The sequence below is a fragment of the Neorhizobium galegae genome (assembly GCF_021391675.1).
Taxonomy (GTDB): domain Bacteria; phylum Pseudomonadota; class Alphaproteobacteria; order Rhizobiales; family Rhizobiaceae; genus Neorhizobium; species Neorhizobium galegae_B.
Window position 1 is genome coordinate 3,668,909 of record NZ_CP090095.1, and the last position, 15,721, is coordinate 3,684,629.

Genomic DNA, 15,721 nt, shown 5'->3' on the forward strand with positions numbered 1-15,721 from the left:
GCGATTTCGTTCAGGTATCGCCGGCCGGGAGGTGCGGAGCGGGGTCGGCACGCAGCCCCTCACGGCGGCTGCCGTCCTTTGAGCTCTTGGCGGTCGCAGCGGCATCCGAAGTTACTCCTGCATCCCGCAACTGCTTTTCACGGCGGACCAGATAGAGGATGGCGACGAAATATCCCGCCTGGATCAGGACGGCACAGATCAGGGTCTGTATAAATGCCGTATAGAGCGACCCGCTGATAAAGTACGCAGCCACCGCGAACACGAGCAGAGTCCCTGTCATGCTGATAAAGACGCGCGGCGCGTACATGATCCTTCCTCCCGAACATAAATGTTCCGCTCTAGGCTTTTCAGGCTCCTCTCCCGATAAACAACCATATGAGTCTGGCGGAGAGGATTCAAGTTTTCCGATCCCGATAGTGCCAGCTATTGGTGAAACTTTCGTAAGGTCCTCGAGGTTCCCAATAAATACTGCAGGCAATGGATCGATCTCTATCTCACGACCACAAGCCCCTCGCCTCGATTTTGCCACATTTTCGCCCGGATTCCACTGGGTTGGAACGAAATCCGCGGCCAGTTCTCTCAACTCCTGTCAAACCCGATCAACTTTTGTTACAAAGCTCACGCAAACTCGCCAACCATTGTTGCGCTGCAGCATTGTATTGCGACGCAACAGGAATGGGCCTTTGGTCCGAGGCGCAAGCTACTTTGGTCCCCGTCGCCAAGAAGCGGCACGCTTTATGACTAGACGCCCGACAGGAGAGAACGCGGGGATAAGTTTGGAGCAAGATGCGAATATTGATTACATGGCCAAGTTTACACGCCCTCTACAGTATTGACCGTACGTTCGGCGTATATCTCCCAAGTTGTTCCGGCCCAATCGCGGGTTGGCAATCGGCCCCCACCCCCTGCCGGAGGCGGTTGGCGGAAAAGTTTGATCTTCATCAAATTGCGAACACAGACTTATTATCACATTAACGCTCAATGACGCGCCGTAATGGCACCGACTATCGCAAAACCTAAGTGGAGTTCACTCTATGAAGTCAGCGACACGTTCGGCAGGTTCGCCGTTCTCAACGTCAGACCAAGCCCGCATGACTCTCCCAACTGGGGGCTTGGCAAAACGCAGCTTCGATATCACCGCCGCCACCCTAGCCCTCATCCTGTTCAGTCCCATCTTCCTGATGATCGCGGCGTTGGTGAAGTTTACCGACCATGGCCCTATTCTCTATGGCCATCCTCGGATCGGCCATAACGGCCGCATATTCAAATGCCTCAAGTTCCGCACGATGGCCGTAAATGGCGACGAAGTCCTGCGGAGCCACCTGAAAGCCAACCCGCAAGCCGCGGAGGAATGGCGAGCGACGCGCAAACTCAAAGACGACCCCCGCGTGACGGTTGTCGGCACCGTGCTGCGCAAGCTCAGCCTCGACGAGCTTCCGCAGCTTCTCAACATTCTGCGGGGTGAGATGAGCGTTGTCGGCCCTCGCCCTGTGGTCGACGAGGAACTGAACCTCTACGACAGCTTTGCGGCCTACTACCTGAGCACGCGCCCGGGCCTCACCGGGCTTTGGCAGATCAGCGGCCGCAATGACGTTTCCTATGACACCCGTATCGCGTTCGATACCCAATACGTCCAGAACTGGTCGCTCATCGGTGATGTCGCCATCATCGTGAAAACGATCCCCGCCGTCTGCATGGCGCGCGGCAGTTACTGATCATCCATCCCTCTGCTGAGGCGTCGGCCCCTTGACGGGATCGGCGATTTTGGCGGGCTTCGAGCGCGGACCTGGTTCCGCGCCTTTTGAAGGAAAAATCCATGCAGACACAAACCGCCTCCGCGAGGGGCCTGCGTGCTTTATGTTTTCTGGCCGGTGCGATCACAGTCGCTCTGGCCGGTAGCGCGACTGCGGACGAGGCCGGCTATCGTCTCGGCGTGATGGACAAGCTGCGCATCCGCGTCGCGGAGTGGCAGCCGGCCGACGGCACGATCCGCAACTGGGATGCGGTGAGCGGCGACTATACCATCGGGCCGACCGGATCGCTCTCGCTTCCCTTCATCGGCGACCTCCCGGCGGCCGGCAAGACGGCGGGCGAGGTGGCGAAAACCATCGGCGAGGAGTTGCGCGGCAAATTCGCGTTGCGTAACCTGCCGTCGGCTTCAGTGGAAATCGCCCAGTTCCGGCCGGTTTTCCTGGCCGGCGACGTACATACGCCGGGCGAATATCCCTTTACTCCCAACCTGACCGTGCTGAAGGCCATCAGCCTCGCCGGCGGCCTTCTCCGATCCGATTCTGGCCAGCGTTTCGCCCGCGATTTCATCAATGCTCGCGGCGACGCCTCCGTCTACGATTCCGAGCGCGGCCGGCTTCTCGCTCGCCGTGCCCGGCTGCTGGCGGAAGTCGCCGGCGCCACCGACCTGAAAGTCCCCCCGGAACTCAAGGACGTCAACAACGCCGAAAAACTGATCGCCAGCGAAGCCTCGCTGATGAAATCGCGGCGCGACCGGTACGAACTTCAACTCAAGGCGCTGACCGACCTGCGCTCGCTGCTCGAAAACGAGGTCCAGTCGCTCAGCCAGAAGGCCGAGACCCAGAAACGGCAGCTGCAGCTCGTCAGCGAGGATCGCGAAAAGATGGCGAAGCTGACCGAACAGGGGCTTGCGACATCCAGCCGCCGCATCACCGCCGAGGAAAGAGCCGCGACCATCGAAGGCAACCTCCTCGATATCGACACCTCCACCCTTCGCGCCAAGCAGGATATCAACAAGGCGAACCAGGACGAGATCAACCTGCGCAACGACTGGGAGGCCCAGCGCGCCCAGGAACTGCAGAACACCGATGCCGAACTCGAAAAGCTCGGTCTGCAGCTCGGCACCAGCCACGAACTGATGTCGGAGGCCGTGGCTCAGTCGGCCGAGGCGCTGAAATTCGACACTTCGGGCAAGTCTGCTACCATCAAATACACGGTGGTGCGGGACAACGGTCAGGGACCGAAAGAAGTTGTCGTCGGCGAAAACGACAAGCTTCAGCCCGGCGACGTCGTCAAGGTCACCGCCGAGCTCCTGATGCAATGAGGATCGCATGAGGATTGCCAAATCTGCGCTGATCGATCCGGCTCACAATGAAGTCTACGGCGTGGCTGCGGTCGCGCTGTCCTTCTTCGTGTTCGCCTATTCGAGCCGGTTCGGGCAGATTTCGATCCTCGCTTATTACGGCGTCTGGTTCCTGCTGCTGCTCGCCGATTATCGGCGGGCGCTCGGCAACTACCTCAAATATCTCTGGATATTGGGGTTTGCGCTGTTCTGCTTCATTTCCGCCTTCTGGTCGCCTGCCTTCGGCATCTCCTTGCGCACCGCGATACAATACCTGACGCATGTGGTCTGCGCGCTGGTTGCCATGCGCACGATCAGCGTGCTGACATTGACCCGCGGCGCGATCGTCGGCACGGCGATCGTGCTCCTGTTTTCCATGCTGTTCGGAACCTACCTCTACGACGCGATCGACGGCAGCTACAGTTTCGTCGGCGCCTTTTCCTCGAAGAACCAGCTCGGCTTCTACGCCTCGCTCGGCCTTTTCTTTGCGGCATCCTATCTGCTCATCTGGCGGCAGAAAGGTCTCTGGTTGATGGCTTCTGGCGGGGTTGGCCTGCTGAGCGCCTATTGCCTTCTCGCCTCTCAATCGGCGACCTCCGCCATCACCACTGCCGGCGTTCTGGCGCTTTGCGTCGGTTATATGCCGGTCGCGCATCTTTTCCCCAATCACCGCAAGCTGCTGGTCGCCGGACTGGTGGTGATTGGAGTGGTCGCGATAATCGGGGCGCTCCAGATCGGCGCCGTCGATGCGGTCCTCGGCATATTCGGCAAGGATTCGACGCTGACGGGACGGACCTATCTCTGGCAGCAAGGGATCGAGGCAATACGCGAAAACCCGATTCTGGGCACCGGTTATCAGGGTTACTGGGTTCCTGGCTTCGCCGATGCCGAGAGACTGTGGGACGACTTTTTCATCACCGCCCGCAGCGGGTTCCATTTCCACAACACGTTCATCGAGGTCGCCGTCGAGACCGGCCTCGTTGGGCTAGCCCTGCTCTGCATGATCATGCTGACGAACGTCTTCGGCCATCTGAGCGCGATGCTGAGCCGCAACCGCGATCCCGGCTCGACGCTCTTATGCGCGCTGAGCGTTCTGTTGCTGATACGGGCCTTCGTGGAGGTCGACGTGCTTTTCCCCTACCAGATCGGCTCGTTCCTGATGTTCTACGCCGCCGGCCGGCTGACCCTTCGCCAGAAGTCCGCCCCCTTGACCTACCCCTCCAGACCCCGGCGGACCATCATCGCCTGAACTTTTCGGAAAGGTGTCCGGCGAGCCGGAGCGCCAGCGCCACGGCCGGCAATGTCGGGTTGGCATGGCCTCCCGTCGGGAACAGGCCGCTGCCGGCAAGATAAAGATTGCCGATGCCATGGACGCAGCAATCGGCATCGGTCACGCCATCGTCAGGGTTGCCGGACATGGGGCTTAGACCGATCTGGTGATAGCCGTCGAATGCCTGGCTCAGCACGGCCTGCCGCCGCTGGAGGGTATCATGCAGATATTCCAGTCGTCCGAGCCCGGTTCGGCGTAGCCACATATCAAGAATCTCGTGCGATTTCAGGACTGAACTCAAGTCCTGTTCGGTCACTCGGTAGTCGACGACAAGAGCGGCTCGGGTGCCCGCTCCGCCCTGAGGTTGCAGGTGGACCCGGCTTTCCGGATTGGGCACCTGTTCGGCATGGTAGCGAAGCAGATAGCGGCCTTTTGGATTGATGAGCGTGCGCCACGGTTCCATGCGTCGCTTCAACATGTTGAGAACCGATCCGAACAAATCGAACAGGGTGCGGCGATCGGTGCGGATATTCCGCCAATGCTGTCGGCGGTCAATGTTCTCAGGCCCCCTGGCCGTCGGCGCCAGGCCGTTCGAGAGGCGGCGATAGAGACCGAATATCTTCAGGAACAGATAGATGAGCGACAGCGCGCCCGAGCCATGCACGGGGTCGGCAACCGAAATCGCGTCGATCCAGAAGACGCAGTTGAGAAGCTTTTCCTCCGCCTGGATCGCCGGCGTGATCTGCAGCCTGCGACGAAAGACATAGTTTTCGTCGTCGATATTAAAGGCGAAGTGGCTCGCGATCCTGGGCTGGTCGAATTGCAGCACGGCAATGTAGCCAGTGAGGTGTCCCTGGTAGAAGCGGCCAAGCGGCCCCTCGGGGCCGCCCAGTGCCTCCGGCCGCCTCTCCCGCAGGGCGAGCAGCAGGCGGGCATTTTCCAGCCCTCCTCCGGCAAGGACGAAAGCTCTCGCCGTGATCTGGCTTTCCTGTCCGGCGCTGTAGGCCGTGAGACTCTCGACGCGCGCGCGGGACGCATCAAGCGTGATGCCGGCGACGGTCGCGTTCACGAGACGAATACGTCTGGAAGCCTTGAGCCTCTCTCCATAAATCGGCCCGAGATCCGGAAGCCGGCTCCACCGCTCCAGGGCGTTCGTGTCGATCTTATTATCCGGGACGCCGATCGGCTCAAAAGCAGGCTCGCCGGCATTGCAGTTGAGGAATGTCAGCGCTTCCGGATAGTGGCGGCGAAGCTCCTCGTGGGAAATCGGCCAACCGGAAAACGGCACATGATCCCGCACCTCGAAATCCAGTTCGTCGAAAGTGACGCACCGGCCGCCCCAAAGCGCCGACGCACCACCGATGCCCGGACGGGACATCGCCATTGAAGGAGCATGACGGCCGTTGGTGAATTCGATATCGCCGGCACCGGCGTCTTCCGCCGCTCCGCCCGCGCCCATTTCGAGCAGGGTTACGGTGAGCCCGAGTTTCTCAAGCTTCAGAGCGAGTGCCAACCCGACGGGGCCTGCGCCGACGATGCAGACATCCGTCGTTTCCGTCTCAGAATCTGCTGAAGCCATGTATGCCTTCGAGAGAGAACCCCGGATCACCAGCAGATAGAGCAGGCCTGCAGAAATGGAACTGCCCATTCGGATGAGGCTTGGGGAATTCTCGGCTTCCGATATCGAGCGCTACTCCTTGAGTTACAGAGGCCCAGACCCAGGTTCCGCAGCCGCAACCGGATCGGCCATCCGCGACCTTTTCGAACCACAACAAAACCGGCCGACGTCCTGATCGCCCGTATCGGCTAGGCGATGCGTTGCGATTGCCTCAGCGGAGCGACCGACGCCGATCCACCTGCGGAGCGGGCAACGCGGCCCTCGACCGGGTGAGCCGGATCGGTAAAGCCCGGTGTCGACGGATGACCGGTTGCGACTAGACGATCGACCAGCGCCTCGTCCTCTGCGTCCAGCTTGACCTCGAGCGCGCGGACATAACCGTCCCAATGCTCCTCGGTGCGCGGGCCGGCAATCGCCGACGTGACGAGTTGGTTGTTGAGCACCCAGGCGAGCGCGAAATCCGCAGCCGCAATCCCTTTCGCGTGTGCATGCGCGGCGATCTGCTTGGCGAGCGCGATCGATTCCTCGCGGAACTCCACGTCGTGCATGCGCTTGTCCCCGCGCCCGGCACGCGTATCGGCGGCCGGCTCCTCCCCGACATTGTACTTGCCGGTGAGGATGCCGCGCGCGAGCGGGCTGTAGGAAACCACGCCGAGACCATAAGCGGCAGCGGCCGGCAACTGCTCGGCTTCCGCCGTGCGGTTGACGATGTTGTAGAGCGGCTGGCTGGCGATCGGCCTATCGATTCCCAGCTGGTCCGCGAGGTGGGATACCTCGGCGATACGCCAGCCGCGGAAATTCGAAACGCCGAAGTAACGCAGCTTGCCAGCCCTGATCAGATCGGCGATGGCCCGCATCGGCTCATCCAGAGGTGCATCGAAAACGGAACGGTGGAAATAGAGGATGTCGATATAATCGGTGCCCAGATTGCGCAACGAGTTCTCGACCGTCTGGAAGACCCATTTGCGCGAATGGCCGCCCTGGTTGGGTTTGTTATTGTGGAAATTGACGAACTTCGTCGCCACAACCCAGTCGTCGCGATGAGCCTTGATGCCGCGCCCGACGACCTCCTCCGATTTGCCATCGTGGTAGACGTCGGCGGTATCGATAAAGTTGATCCCCTGGTCTCGCGCCTTGTCGATAATGCGCAAGGCCACGTCGTCCGGCGTCTGGTTGCCGAACATCATGGCCCCCAGTGTCAGCGGCGAAACCTTCAGGGCGCTGCGGCCCAGATAGCGATACTCAACCATGCAAAATCTCCCGGTCTTTCCGTTGGATAATATTCGGCTGGCAGTGTCCGGGAAATAGCGCGCACCCGAAAGGTCGTCACGCACCAAAAGATAGAAGAAGCCGAACTCCTTTTTCGTCTCGGCCAGCAGATTGAGGATTTGCTCCCGGATGGGCGAGATTTGGCGCCGATACCGATGCGTCAAAGCCGGTCAAAGCCTGTGTGCCCCGTCGATACGCCGCGCCGTCCAAACTCCACCTTTCGGCTGCAGCAGGATCTCCATCATTGGCGACCCACGTAATTTTTTCAGAAGCTGACCGCCTTCGGCTCGATGGCCACCAGCCGGCCGCCGTCGATCTTGTAAAGCCCGATCTTACGCTCCGCCATTCCGCTCGGCGTGAAACGGAACAGGCCCGTAACGCCTCGAAACCCCGTCTTCGTCGTCAACGCCTCCGGCGTCAGCGCCGTTGCACCCTTGCCTCTGACGATGCCGGCAGCGACCGCGATACTGTCGTAACCCTCCGCGGCATAGACCGAGAGCGAACGCTTGTTGAAGCGGCGATATCGTTCGCCGATCAACAGGGACGCGTCCGGATCGGCCGCTGCGATGATGACATTGGAGGCAGCCGGATCGGCATAAAGCTCTATTGGCCAGTGGCTGGTTCCGACCACGGCCAGTTTGCCGAAAGAGGCCCTGACACCCTTGAGGACGGTTCCGACCGTTGCAGAATCCCCCATCAGCACCAAGGCACCGGCATCATCGAGCAGAGCCTTGTTGCGGATAAGCAGGTCGCCAAGCGGCGCGGCTGGATCATAACGGACCACGCCGATCAGTGCGCCGCCGGCCTGGCCGACCGCGGATCTCAGGCGCTCCTCGTCGACACCGGCTATGCTATTGGGCGTCAGGACGACAACTCTCTTATGGCCGGAGGTGATGACCGGGCGCACGCCCCGCGCAACACTCGCCACCTCATCGAACCCGAAATTGAAGACGTTCGCGCCAGCCACAGGGCTTGAAAGATTGATCAGCGGCGGTCGCTGATCGGCCGGAATGGCAGCAATCGCCGCCGTCGTCGCCTGCGGCGCATAGCTGATCAGCAGACCGGAATTGCGTGCTCTTGCAGCGGCAAGCGCCGGGGCCACGGCAGCCGGCCCCTCCGCCACGTCGACCACCTTGATCTTCATGACGCCGGCATCGTCAAGTTCGCCGATGGCAAGGGCCGCACCGTCACGTATGTCGCGCGCAGCACCCTCATAGGTGCCGTTCGGCGCTTTGGTTAGAAGCACGGTGACTTCCGTCGAGCCGCGCCCGAATGTTTCCTCAACCACGGATGGCGGCGGCTTCAGCGCCTTGTCGTCGAGAACCCTGTCGGCAACGGACGAGGATTCGCATCCGGACAGGATAGCGACAGCCAGCAAACCCAGCAGCGATATACGTATCGGACGCAGGCGCGTCGTCATTCGGAAGGCCTTATGAGTAACGTCGGCGAGATCTGAAGGGTAAAAGAACGAACGTCCTTGCGGCATTTCCTGGACCACTCTGCGGCCTTCTTGGTTGTGGTAAGGCCATGCTATCCCAGACAAAAATCATTAACAAGCACCCTCGCTGAAATATAAAATTTTATACGTTTTATCTCAAATAACTTATTTATAGATTATCTATCTTCAAAAACCAGAAATTCAGCAGAGCTTGTTAGCATCTCTCTACCAAGGGAGATAAAAAATGGCGAATAAGAAGAATACCCTGAAAATCGCAATCGCTACAGCTCTCACATTACCATTCATTGCTTCAACTTCAGTCTCCGCTCCGATCGCAAACCAGCAGTTTCCGACAAATACTGGAGCCGGCGTAGCGGTTATCGGAACTCATGTCCTGGAATATCTTCCGACGACGCTCTCCATCATGGCTTCGCTTGCGTTCCGGAACGTACAGGTTGCCGCAGCATTTCAGACATTCAGCCAGCTCGGCTCGACGATCGCGCTGCCCGCGGCGAGACCTGCGAATGTAGTCGAGGTCGCTATCAAACCGGCCGACCTGTCACCATCCAAGCGCGTAGCGCCGACAACGCCCAACGGCGCCGTGTTCGATACGGTCGCCATCCCCTTCAAGCGCCTTGCCGCCTTGAAGAAGCTCGCGCCCGCTCTCGAAGAGATGAACAGCGGCACCGCGGTGAAATGCAACGGCAAGGGCTGCAGCCCGGCCTTCGCCGCCATCCAGCTCGTCGGTCTGAACACGTCGCAATCGTCGATCCGCGACAAGCTCAACGCCGTCAATGCCGCCGTGAACCAGTCCATTCGCTACCGCACCGACCAGGACGCCTACAAGGTTACCGACCGTTGGAGCACGCCCCGGGAAACGCTGAGCCTGCAGCAGGGCGATTGCGAAGATTTCGCGATCCTGAAAATGGCGGCACTTCGCGCGGAAGGCATCGACCCCGAGCAGATGTCGATCGTCGTCCTGTTCGACCAGAAGCGGCACTTCTACCACGCCGTCCTTTCGGTCGAAGCCGGCGGCAAGTTCTTCATCCTCGACAACATGCGCAACCAGGTTCTCCTGGATACGCAGCTTCCCGACTACATGCCGCTCTATTCGATCAAGGGCGGCAAGGGCTTCCTGCACGGCTCCCGCCGCAAGGACCAGAACGTCGCGATGGCAACGCCGCTGGAAAAGATTGCGCCAGGCGAAGGTGTAAACTTCTAGGCTTTCTGGGCCGGGATGCGATGCGCTCCGGCCCTGGGCGTCAATAACGGGAAATATAGCCGATCAACATCGGCTTTTCATGTGCCGGGGCAAGGGCCAGGTTGATCTGACCCTTGATGACCTGCCTGGCGCAGGAAATCGTGAAGCCGGTATTCAAGGTCTTGCCGCGATTCATCTGCAGCGTGTCCATCGCGTCTTCGATCTGCGTGTCGATCGAGAACTTCAGGGTCTTCATCAGCTGCGACGTATCCTCCCCCACCAACCGCTGCCGAAGCATGACAAGAAACGGTTCGTTGAAGAACTGCAACCGCTTTTCACGTGTCAACACGACCGTCGGGGACGGCGATGCCTGAACCAGCGCACCGAGATTTTCGAGCGACGAGACTTCCTCGACCGTCGCCAGCCGTCCAAGCGCCCATTTGAGGCTGAGGACGCGCAGCAGCGAGGTGAGATTGCCCCCCTCCGGCATCTGGGCCGCGGTGTACTGAACCAGATCGCCGGTGGTTATCTTGCCTGCCGCCGACATGCGGCTGAGGCCTTCCCAATAGATTTTCTCGAGCCTGATACCGCGACGCTCGCCATTGCGCGCCACGACCGCGCGAAAACGCGGCTCGACTTCTTCCTTGTCGATAATCGGCAGCGGATCGCCCGCAGGTTCGATGCCGGACATTGAAAGCGCACCTGATTTCATTGGAGGGCTCTACCGTTCGGTAAGCGCATCGGAACGCGCCCGATTGATAGGCTTCATGAGATAGCTGAGGACTGTCTTGCGGCCCGTCATGATTTCGGCGGACGCAATCATGCCAGGAATGATCGGATAGGACTTGCCGTTGCGTTCCAGCTCGGACTTGTTGGTCTTGACCTGGACGAGGTAATAGGTCTCGCCCTTTTCCTTCTCAACGATGCTGTCGGCTGAAACGTTGGTCACTTCGCCGTCGAGCCCGCCGAAGATTGCGAAATCATAGGCCGTGATCTTGACGATGGCCGGCTGCCCGCGGCGGACGAACGCGACATCCCGGGGCGATATGCGTGCTTCGATCAGCAGCGTGTCTGCCGTCGGGACGATGCCGGCAACCACACGGCCCGGATCCACATAGGCGCCAATCGTATTGACTTCCAACGTATTGACGATGCCATCGACCGGCGAGCGAATATCGGTGCGCTTGACGCGGTCCGAAGCACCACGGATCGTTTCGTCGATGACGGAGAGCTCCGCGAGGGCCTGCGCCTTGTCGGTCAGGGCCTGCTGGCGGATAGCCAACGAAATTTCCCCGACCTGGAGCTTTGCTTCTTCGATGGCACCACGAAGGCGTATCAGGCTTTCCTGATAGACCTTGAGCTGGCCCTGCTGGTCCGTAAGCTGGCTTTCGATCGTCAGAAGCTGCGTCTGCGAGACCAAACCTTTTTTGGCGAGAGGACCGTAAAGATCGCGCTGCCGCGTCGAGGAGGCGATATTCTGTTCAAGCCGATCGATGTTGGCATTGGCTTCGCTGAGTTCGTTCTGCCGCTGCTTCATGCGCTCCTGAAGCACATCGAACTTGTTCTTGTAACTGGCCTTGTTGGCCTGGAACAGCCGATCTTCGTTGTCGCAGACGTTCTTGGCGACCGCCAGGACATCGGCCGGACATACGAACGGCTGGTCGTATTCGCCTTTTTCTTCCATCTGGAGGCGCGCGATCTTGGCGCCGAGCGCCCTCGCCTTGGCAACGGATTCGCCGAGCGTGGATTCGGTTGTGGTATTGTTCAGCTGAACGATCAAATCCCCCTTGCGGACAACCTGGCCGACCTGAACAGCTATGTCCTGGACGACGCCGGCTTCGGACGACTGGATGATCTGCGTCTTGGAAACGGGAATGACCTTGCCTTCGCCGCGGGCGATCTCGTCGATCTCCGCAAGCGCTGCCCAGGCGAGGAACGTCGTCATGCAGGCTGCCACCAGACCAACCAGCATGCGGGCGAAGAACGGGGGATTGTCGTGAACGCCTCTGCTCACGGCTTTGCTCCCTTGCGCTGCATCGCTTCGAGCACGGCCGCCTTCGGCCCGTCGGCAACGATGCGACCCTTGTCGATCACCACCAGCCGGTCGCACAGTTCCAGCATGCTGAAGCGGTGCGTGGCGATCAGCAGCGTCGTCTCGCGGCTGAATGCGGTCGAGAGCTTGGCGAGCAGATGGCGCTCGCTTGCAAGGTCCATGGCGCCCGACGGTTCGTCGAGGAAAACGATCTTGGGCTTGGTCAGGAGCAGGCGGGCAATCGCCAGAGCCTGTTTCTGGCCGCTGGAGAGGTTGCTACCGCGCTCGCCGACCGGCATGTCGAAACCGCGCGGATGGTTGGAAACGAACTCGTCGACGCCGGTCATGCGCGACACATGCAGCAATTCCTCGTCCGTCGCATCGGCGCGGCCGATCAGCAGGTTTTCCTTCACCGTCCCCGAGAACAGATCGGAAGATTGCCCGGCCACCGCGACCGCCGAGCGGACCTCCGACATGTGATACTGGCGGATATCGACGCCGTCGATCAGCAGGCGCCCATCGGACGGAAGGAAGAGGCCATCGAGAAGGCGGCCAAGCGTCGTCTTGCCCGAGCCGATGCGGCCGATGATCCCGACCCGCTCGCCGGGAGCGACGGTCAGCGAAAGCTGATTGATGACCTTGTAGTCAGATCCCGGATACTGAAAGGAGACGTTCTGGAAGCTGAAGCCGCCCCGCTTGATCTCCCGGTTCACGAAACCCACCGTGGACGGACGATCCTCCGGCTGTTCCATGATCTTGTCGAGGATCTTGAGCGACGTCATCGCTTGCCGGAAACGGGCAAGCGCCATCGCGATCTGGCCGAGCGGCGCGCCCGCGCGGCCTGCCAGCATGACGGTCGCGATGATCGCGCCCATGGCCAGATGACCTTCGGAAAACTCGTAGGTACCGGCAATCACGATCAGAACGCTGACCATCTGCTGGACAAGATTGGTGAGGTTTACGGCATTCGAGGAGACATGCTTGATTTCCTCGCTGGTGCGGCTCGAGAGCTTCATCAGCTCCTGCCAGCGACGCAGCATGCCCGCTTCGGCGCGAAGGCTCTTCACCGTCTCGATGGTCGAAATCGTCTCGACCAGCAGCGCCTGACGGCGCGATGCTTCGTTGGTGGCGGCCGCCATGCGGTGGCCGATCTTGGCCTGGGCATGCAGGCCGATCAGCACCGACAGCACCAGCGCCACGGCCGGGATCACCACAAGCCAGCCTGAAAGCATGTAGATCACGATCAGGAAAATGAACACGAACGCCGTGTCGATCAGCAGGCCGACCGTGTTGGAGGTGAAGAACTCACGGACGAATTCGTATTGCGTGACGCGGTTGGCATATTCGCCCGTCGACAGCGGACGCGACGCGAGCGTCGAATTCAGCACCTTGTCGAAGATCATCTGGGAAAGACGCAGATCGGCGTTACGCCCGGCATGATCGATGAGCGCGGCGCGGGCGGTCTTCAGGAGAAAATCGAACGTGTAGGCAAGCGTGATGCCGATGGCGAGCACCCACAACGTCGGAAACGCCTTGTTGGGAAGCACGCGGTCATAGACGTTCATCGTAAACAGCGGCGAGCCGAGCGCGATCAGGTTGATGAACAGCGCGGCCATGATGACGCGCATATAGGTGCGCCAATAGGGAACCAGCGCCCGCAACAACCAGTGCCGGCGCTCTATTTCCCCGGCCGTGCCGACCGAGGCATTGTCGGACGCGTTCTGATAATAGAGCGTGAAGGCGAAACCGAAGCTCGGCTTTAGCGCCATGAGCTCCTGACGCGTCAGCTTGACGGGATTTCCCGAGGCCGGAACCAGATCCGTGACGTAGTTTCCATCGGCATCGGTCTCCAGCAGCGGCAGGACGCCGCCGTTTTCGAAGACGATGATGGCGGGGCAATCGAAATTGCCCTCGCGACACTCGCGTTCGCCGTGGCGGATGACTTCCAGCCCGATGCGCTGCGCCAGATGCTCGACATCGTCCAGTTCAAGAGATTCGGAAATCTCATCCGGCAATCCGGAAAACAGGACGATGTCTGATGTCGGGCGCCCGTAAAAACTCGCAACAGACCTGAATGCAGTTTTAAATGTCCTAAACGGCGTAGTGTCTGCGTGGTCGAGCTTTACGTTGAGCATGTGGTCCTTGCCAATCCGTTACTGTCGGATCGGCGCCAGGAGATCCATGGGCATGCCAGCCTTTTGACGGGAGTCAATTTCGACATAGCCAGGATTCGTGACGCCACCCGGGACAGTAAACTCATTCCGGGCATACGCCTCAGCCTGACCGACGGGCTTCAGCTTCATCGACTGAAGCAGGCTGCCCGATGCGGCCAGGATCTTGTATTCGGCGAAAAGCGAAGCAAATCGTGCGGTTTCCGCAAGAATGCTGGTGTTGAAACGGGTATTCTGGGCATCCAGCACGTCGAGAAGCGAGCGCTGATTGACCTTGAACTGCTCGCGATACGAGGAAACGAGGCTACCGTTCGTCGAAGACTGGCGCGCCAGGATCGTCGACAGTTCGCCGCGGCCGCTGCGCTCGTTCCATGCGGAGCGGATGGATTCCTCAACCTCGCGATGGGCCTGCGCCAGACCGTAACGCTGCTCGCTGGCGCGACGGATCTGCTCCTGCTCGCGCGCCTGGTCGATACCACCGCGATAGAGGTTCCAGCGGGCGGTCACACCGACCTGAACGTCGTTGGTATTGCCCTGGTTGCCATCGATGTCGTTGCCGACACGCGCGCTACCCTGAAGATCGACCTTCGGGAGATAGTTGGCGCGCGAACCGCGAACGCCTGCATCCGCCGCATCGACGTCGGCATCGGCCGCGTGAATCTGGGGGCTGTTCTTCTTGGCGATGAAGATCGCGTCGTTGAGCGTCTTCGGGATGAACTTCGCGAGCGATACCGGCACCTTGACCGGACCGATCGGCTCTCCGACCGTCTTCAGGAAGCGGATCTTTGTAAGCTCCAGCTCTTCCTGAGCTTCGCGCAACCGTGCTCGTGCCGCCTCGAGGCGCTCACGGCCCTGCAGACGGTCGGCGTCGGTCAAGGCACCGCCCTGGATGCTGGCGCCGATATCGCCGAGAATCTGGTTGTGGGCAGCGACGTTCTGCTGGGCGATGCCGACGATCTTGGACTGCAGGATATACTCAAGATAATCTTGAGTGACCTGAAGAGCCAGCGACTCGGATCGCTCCACAACGCGGAACGAAGCGCCATCAACACGCGATGCCTGCTGCTCTACCTGAGAGCGGCGGCTGCCGCCGTCAAACAACGTTTGAGTAATCGTCAGGCTCGCATCGGAGCCTTTAAAGTTTTCGTAGTCGCGAGTCAGCGTACCCGTACTGCTGTTAGACAGTCTACGTCGGCTTACACCGGCCTGCAAATCTATGGAAGGAAGATAAAGACCCCGCGCCTGCCGCAACTCGAACTCAACCGCTTCACGGTTTTCTACCGCCTGCATGATTTGCGGGTTGGTTTTGAGAGTCTTTGCTACCGCCTCATCGAGCGTCATCGCGTTGGCAGGTGCGCTAAACACAACCCCCAAGGCTACTGTCGCCAACAGCGTCGCTAAAATTCTTGTGCTCTTAAACAATCGGAAGCCCCTCGCCGATTAAAATCCCATCTCGGCATTCATATACTGCGGCGATTTCGTTGGGAAGTATTATCATTTCTAATTCAGCGACCCAAGCCTGCTTCCGATATTCATCGTTCTAGGGTTAATTACCAAATGGAAACCATCCATCCATTTGTTTTTTAACAAAAAATTTATAAAGCCAACTGATTGGACGCAAAAGTAGATAA

Annotated in this window: 12 protein-coding genes; 4 read left to right on the top strand and 8 right to left on the bottom strand. The window is 59.9% G+C overall.

Features of this window, described 5'->3' with window-relative positions:
- Positions 1 to 10 precede the first annotated feature (10 nt).
- Positions 11 to 307, bottom strand: a complete 297-nt coding sequence (locus LZK81_RS29340; protein ID WP_046604291.1) for an exopolysaccharide production repressor protein — start codon at positions 305 to 307, stop codon at positions 11 to 13.
- A gap of 727 nt (positions 308 to 1,034) precedes the next feature.
- Here LZK81_RS29340 and LZK81_RS18175 point away from each other — a divergent pair.
- The 3 genes from LZK81_RS18175 to LZK81_RS18185 all read left to right on the top strand — a co-directional run bounded on the left by LZK81_RS18175 (position 1,035) and on the right by LZK81_RS18185 (position 4,340).
- Positions 1,035 to 1,715 carry a sugar transferase gene (locus LZK81_RS18175; RefSeq protein ID WP_046608223.1) on the top strand — a complete coding sequence of 227 codons (681 nt, stop codon included), beginning with the start codon at positions 1,035 to 1,037 and terminating at the stop codon, positions 1,713 to 1,715.
- Positions 1,716 to 1,816: 101 nt separating this feature from the next.
- The gene (locus tag LZK81_RS18180; RefSeq protein ID WP_046604289.1) at positions 1,817 to 3,073 is read left to right on the top strand and encodes a polysaccharide biosynthesis/export family protein; all 1,257 of its coding nucleotides are present in this window, start codon (positions 1,817 to 1,819) and stop codon (positions 3,071 to 3,073) included.
- A 7-nt stretch (positions 3,074 to 3,080) separates the two neighbouring features.
- Positions 3,081 to 4,340 (top strand): O-antigen ligase family protein, encoded by a 1,260-nt coding sequence (locus LZK81_RS18185; protein ID WP_046604288.1) that lies wholly within the window; start codon positions 3,081 to 3,083, stop codon positions 4,338 to 4,340.
- Here the strand turns inward: LZK81_RS18185 and LZK81_RS18190 are convergent.
- From LZK81_RS18190 to LZK81_RS18200, 3 genes are all read right to left on the bottom strand, one after another.
- Positions 4,330 to 5,940 carry a GMC family oxidoreductase gene (locus LZK81_RS18190; RefSeq protein ID WP_233954147.1) on the bottom strand — a complete coding sequence of 537 codons (1,611 nt, stop codon included), beginning with the start codon at positions 5,938 to 5,940 and terminating at the stop codon, positions 4,330 to 4,332. The genes LZK81_RS18185 and LZK81_RS18190 overlap by 11 nt on opposite strands.
- A gap of 227 nt (positions 5,941 to 6,167) precedes the next feature.
- Complete coding sequence (locus LZK81_RS18195) at positions 6,168 to 7,229, bottom strand: aldo/keto reductase (protein WP_233954148.1); 1,062 nt, start codon at positions 7,227 to 7,229, stop codon at positions 6,168 to 6,170.
- A 284-nt stretch (positions 7,230 to 7,513) separates the two neighbouring features.
- The gene (locus LZK81_RS18200) at positions 7,514 to 8,668 is read right to left on the bottom strand and encodes an ABC transporter substrate-binding protein (RefSeq protein WP_233954149.1); all 1,155 of its coding nucleotides are present in this window, start codon (positions 8,666 to 8,668) and stop codon (positions 7,514 to 7,516) included.
- A gap of 442 nt (positions 8,669 to 9,110) precedes the next feature.
- Here LZK81_RS18200 and LZK81_RS18205 point away from each other — a divergent pair, with 442 nt between their 5' ends.
- Positions 9,111 to 9,908 (top strand): transglutaminase-like cysteine peptidase, encoded by a 798-nt coding sequence (locus LZK81_RS18205; protein WP_233954150.1) that lies wholly within the window; start codon positions 9,111 to 9,113, stop codon positions 9,906 to 9,908.
- A gap of 40 nt (positions 9,909 to 9,948) precedes the next feature.
- On the opposite strand, the gene LZK81_RS18210 is transcribed toward LZK81_RS18205, so the two are convergent.
- Genes LZK81_RS18210 through LZK81_RS18225 form a run of 4 tightly spaced genes read right to left on the bottom strand, consistent with a single transcriptional unit; the run spans position 9,949 to position 15,512 of the window.
- A complete protein-coding gene (locus tag LZK81_RS18210) occupies positions 9,949 to 10,578 on the bottom strand; it encodes a ribbon-helix-helix domain-containing protein (protein WP_233954151.1) in 630 nt (209 codons plus the stop codon).
- 30 nt (positions 10,579 to 10,608) lie between these two features.
- Positions 10,609 to 11,859 (bottom strand): HlyD family type I secretion periplasmic adaptor subunit, encoded by a 1,251-nt coding sequence (locus LZK81_RS18215; protein ID WP_046604607.1) that lies wholly within the window; start codon positions 11,857 to 11,859, stop codon positions 10,609 to 10,611.
- Between the two features lie 38 nt (positions 11,860 to 11,897).
- Positions 11,898 to 14,054, bottom strand: coding sequence for a type I secretion system permease/ATPase (locus tag LZK81_RS18220; RefSeq protein WP_233954152.1), 2,157 nt, complete (start codon positions 14,052 to 14,054; stop codon positions 11,898 to 11,900).
- A gap of 18 nt (positions 14,055 to 14,072) precedes the next feature.
- Complete coding sequence (locus tag LZK81_RS18225) at positions 14,073 to 15,512, bottom strand: TolC family outer membrane protein (protein WP_233954153.1); 1,440 nt, start codon at positions 15,510 to 15,512, stop codon at positions 14,073 to 14,075.
- Positions 15,513 to 15,721: the final 209 nt, after the last annotated feature.

What these genes read in the sequence shown, in the direction of transcription:
- LZK81_RS29340 (WP_046604291.1), bottom strand. Translation starts at nt 307, where the DNA reads ATGTACGCGCCGCGCGTCTTTATCAGCATGACAGGGACTCTGCTCGTG.
- LZK81_RS18175 (WP_046608223.1), top strand. Translation starts at nt 1,035, where the DNA reads ATGAAGTCAGCGACACGTTCGGCAGGTTCGCCGTTCTCAACGTCAGAC.
- LZK81_RS18180 (WP_046604289.1), top strand. Translation starts at nt 1,817, where the DNA reads ATGCAGACACAAACCGCCTCCGCGAGGGGCCTGCGTGCTTTATGTTTT.
- LZK81_RS18185 (WP_046604288.1), top strand. Translation starts at nt 3,081, where the DNA reads ATGAGGATTGCCAAATCTGCGCTGATCGATCCGGCTCACAATGAAGTC.
- LZK81_RS18190 (WP_233954147.1), bottom strand. Translation starts at nt 5,940, where the DNA reads ATGGCTTCAGCAGATTCTGAGACGGAAACGACGGATGTCTGCATCGTC.
- LZK81_RS18195 (WP_233954148.1), bottom strand. Translation starts at nt 7,229, where the DNA reads ATGGTTGAGTATCGCTATCTGGGCCGCAGCGCCCTGAAGGTTTCGCCG.
- LZK81_RS18200 (WP_233954149.1), bottom strand. Translation starts at nt 8,668, where the DNA reads ATGACGACGCGCCTGCGTCCGATACGTATATCGCTGCTGGGTTTGCTG.
- LZK81_RS18205 (WP_233954150.1), top strand. Translation starts at nt 9,111, where the DNA reads ATGGCTTCGCTTGCGTTCCGGAACGTACAGGTTGCCGCAGCATTTCAG.
- LZK81_RS18210 (WP_233954151.1), bottom strand. Translation starts at nt 10,578, where the DNA reads ATGTCCGGCATCGAACCTGCGGGCGATCCGCTGCCGATTATCGACAAG.
- LZK81_RS18215 (WP_046604607.1), bottom strand. Translation starts at nt 11,859, where the DNA reads ATGCTGGTTGGTCTGGTGGCAGCCTGCATGACGACGTTCCTCGCCTGG.
- LZK81_RS18220 (WP_233954152.1), bottom strand. Translation starts at nt 14,054, where the DNA reads ATGCTCAACGTAAAGCTCGACCACGCAGACACTACGCCGTTTAGGACA.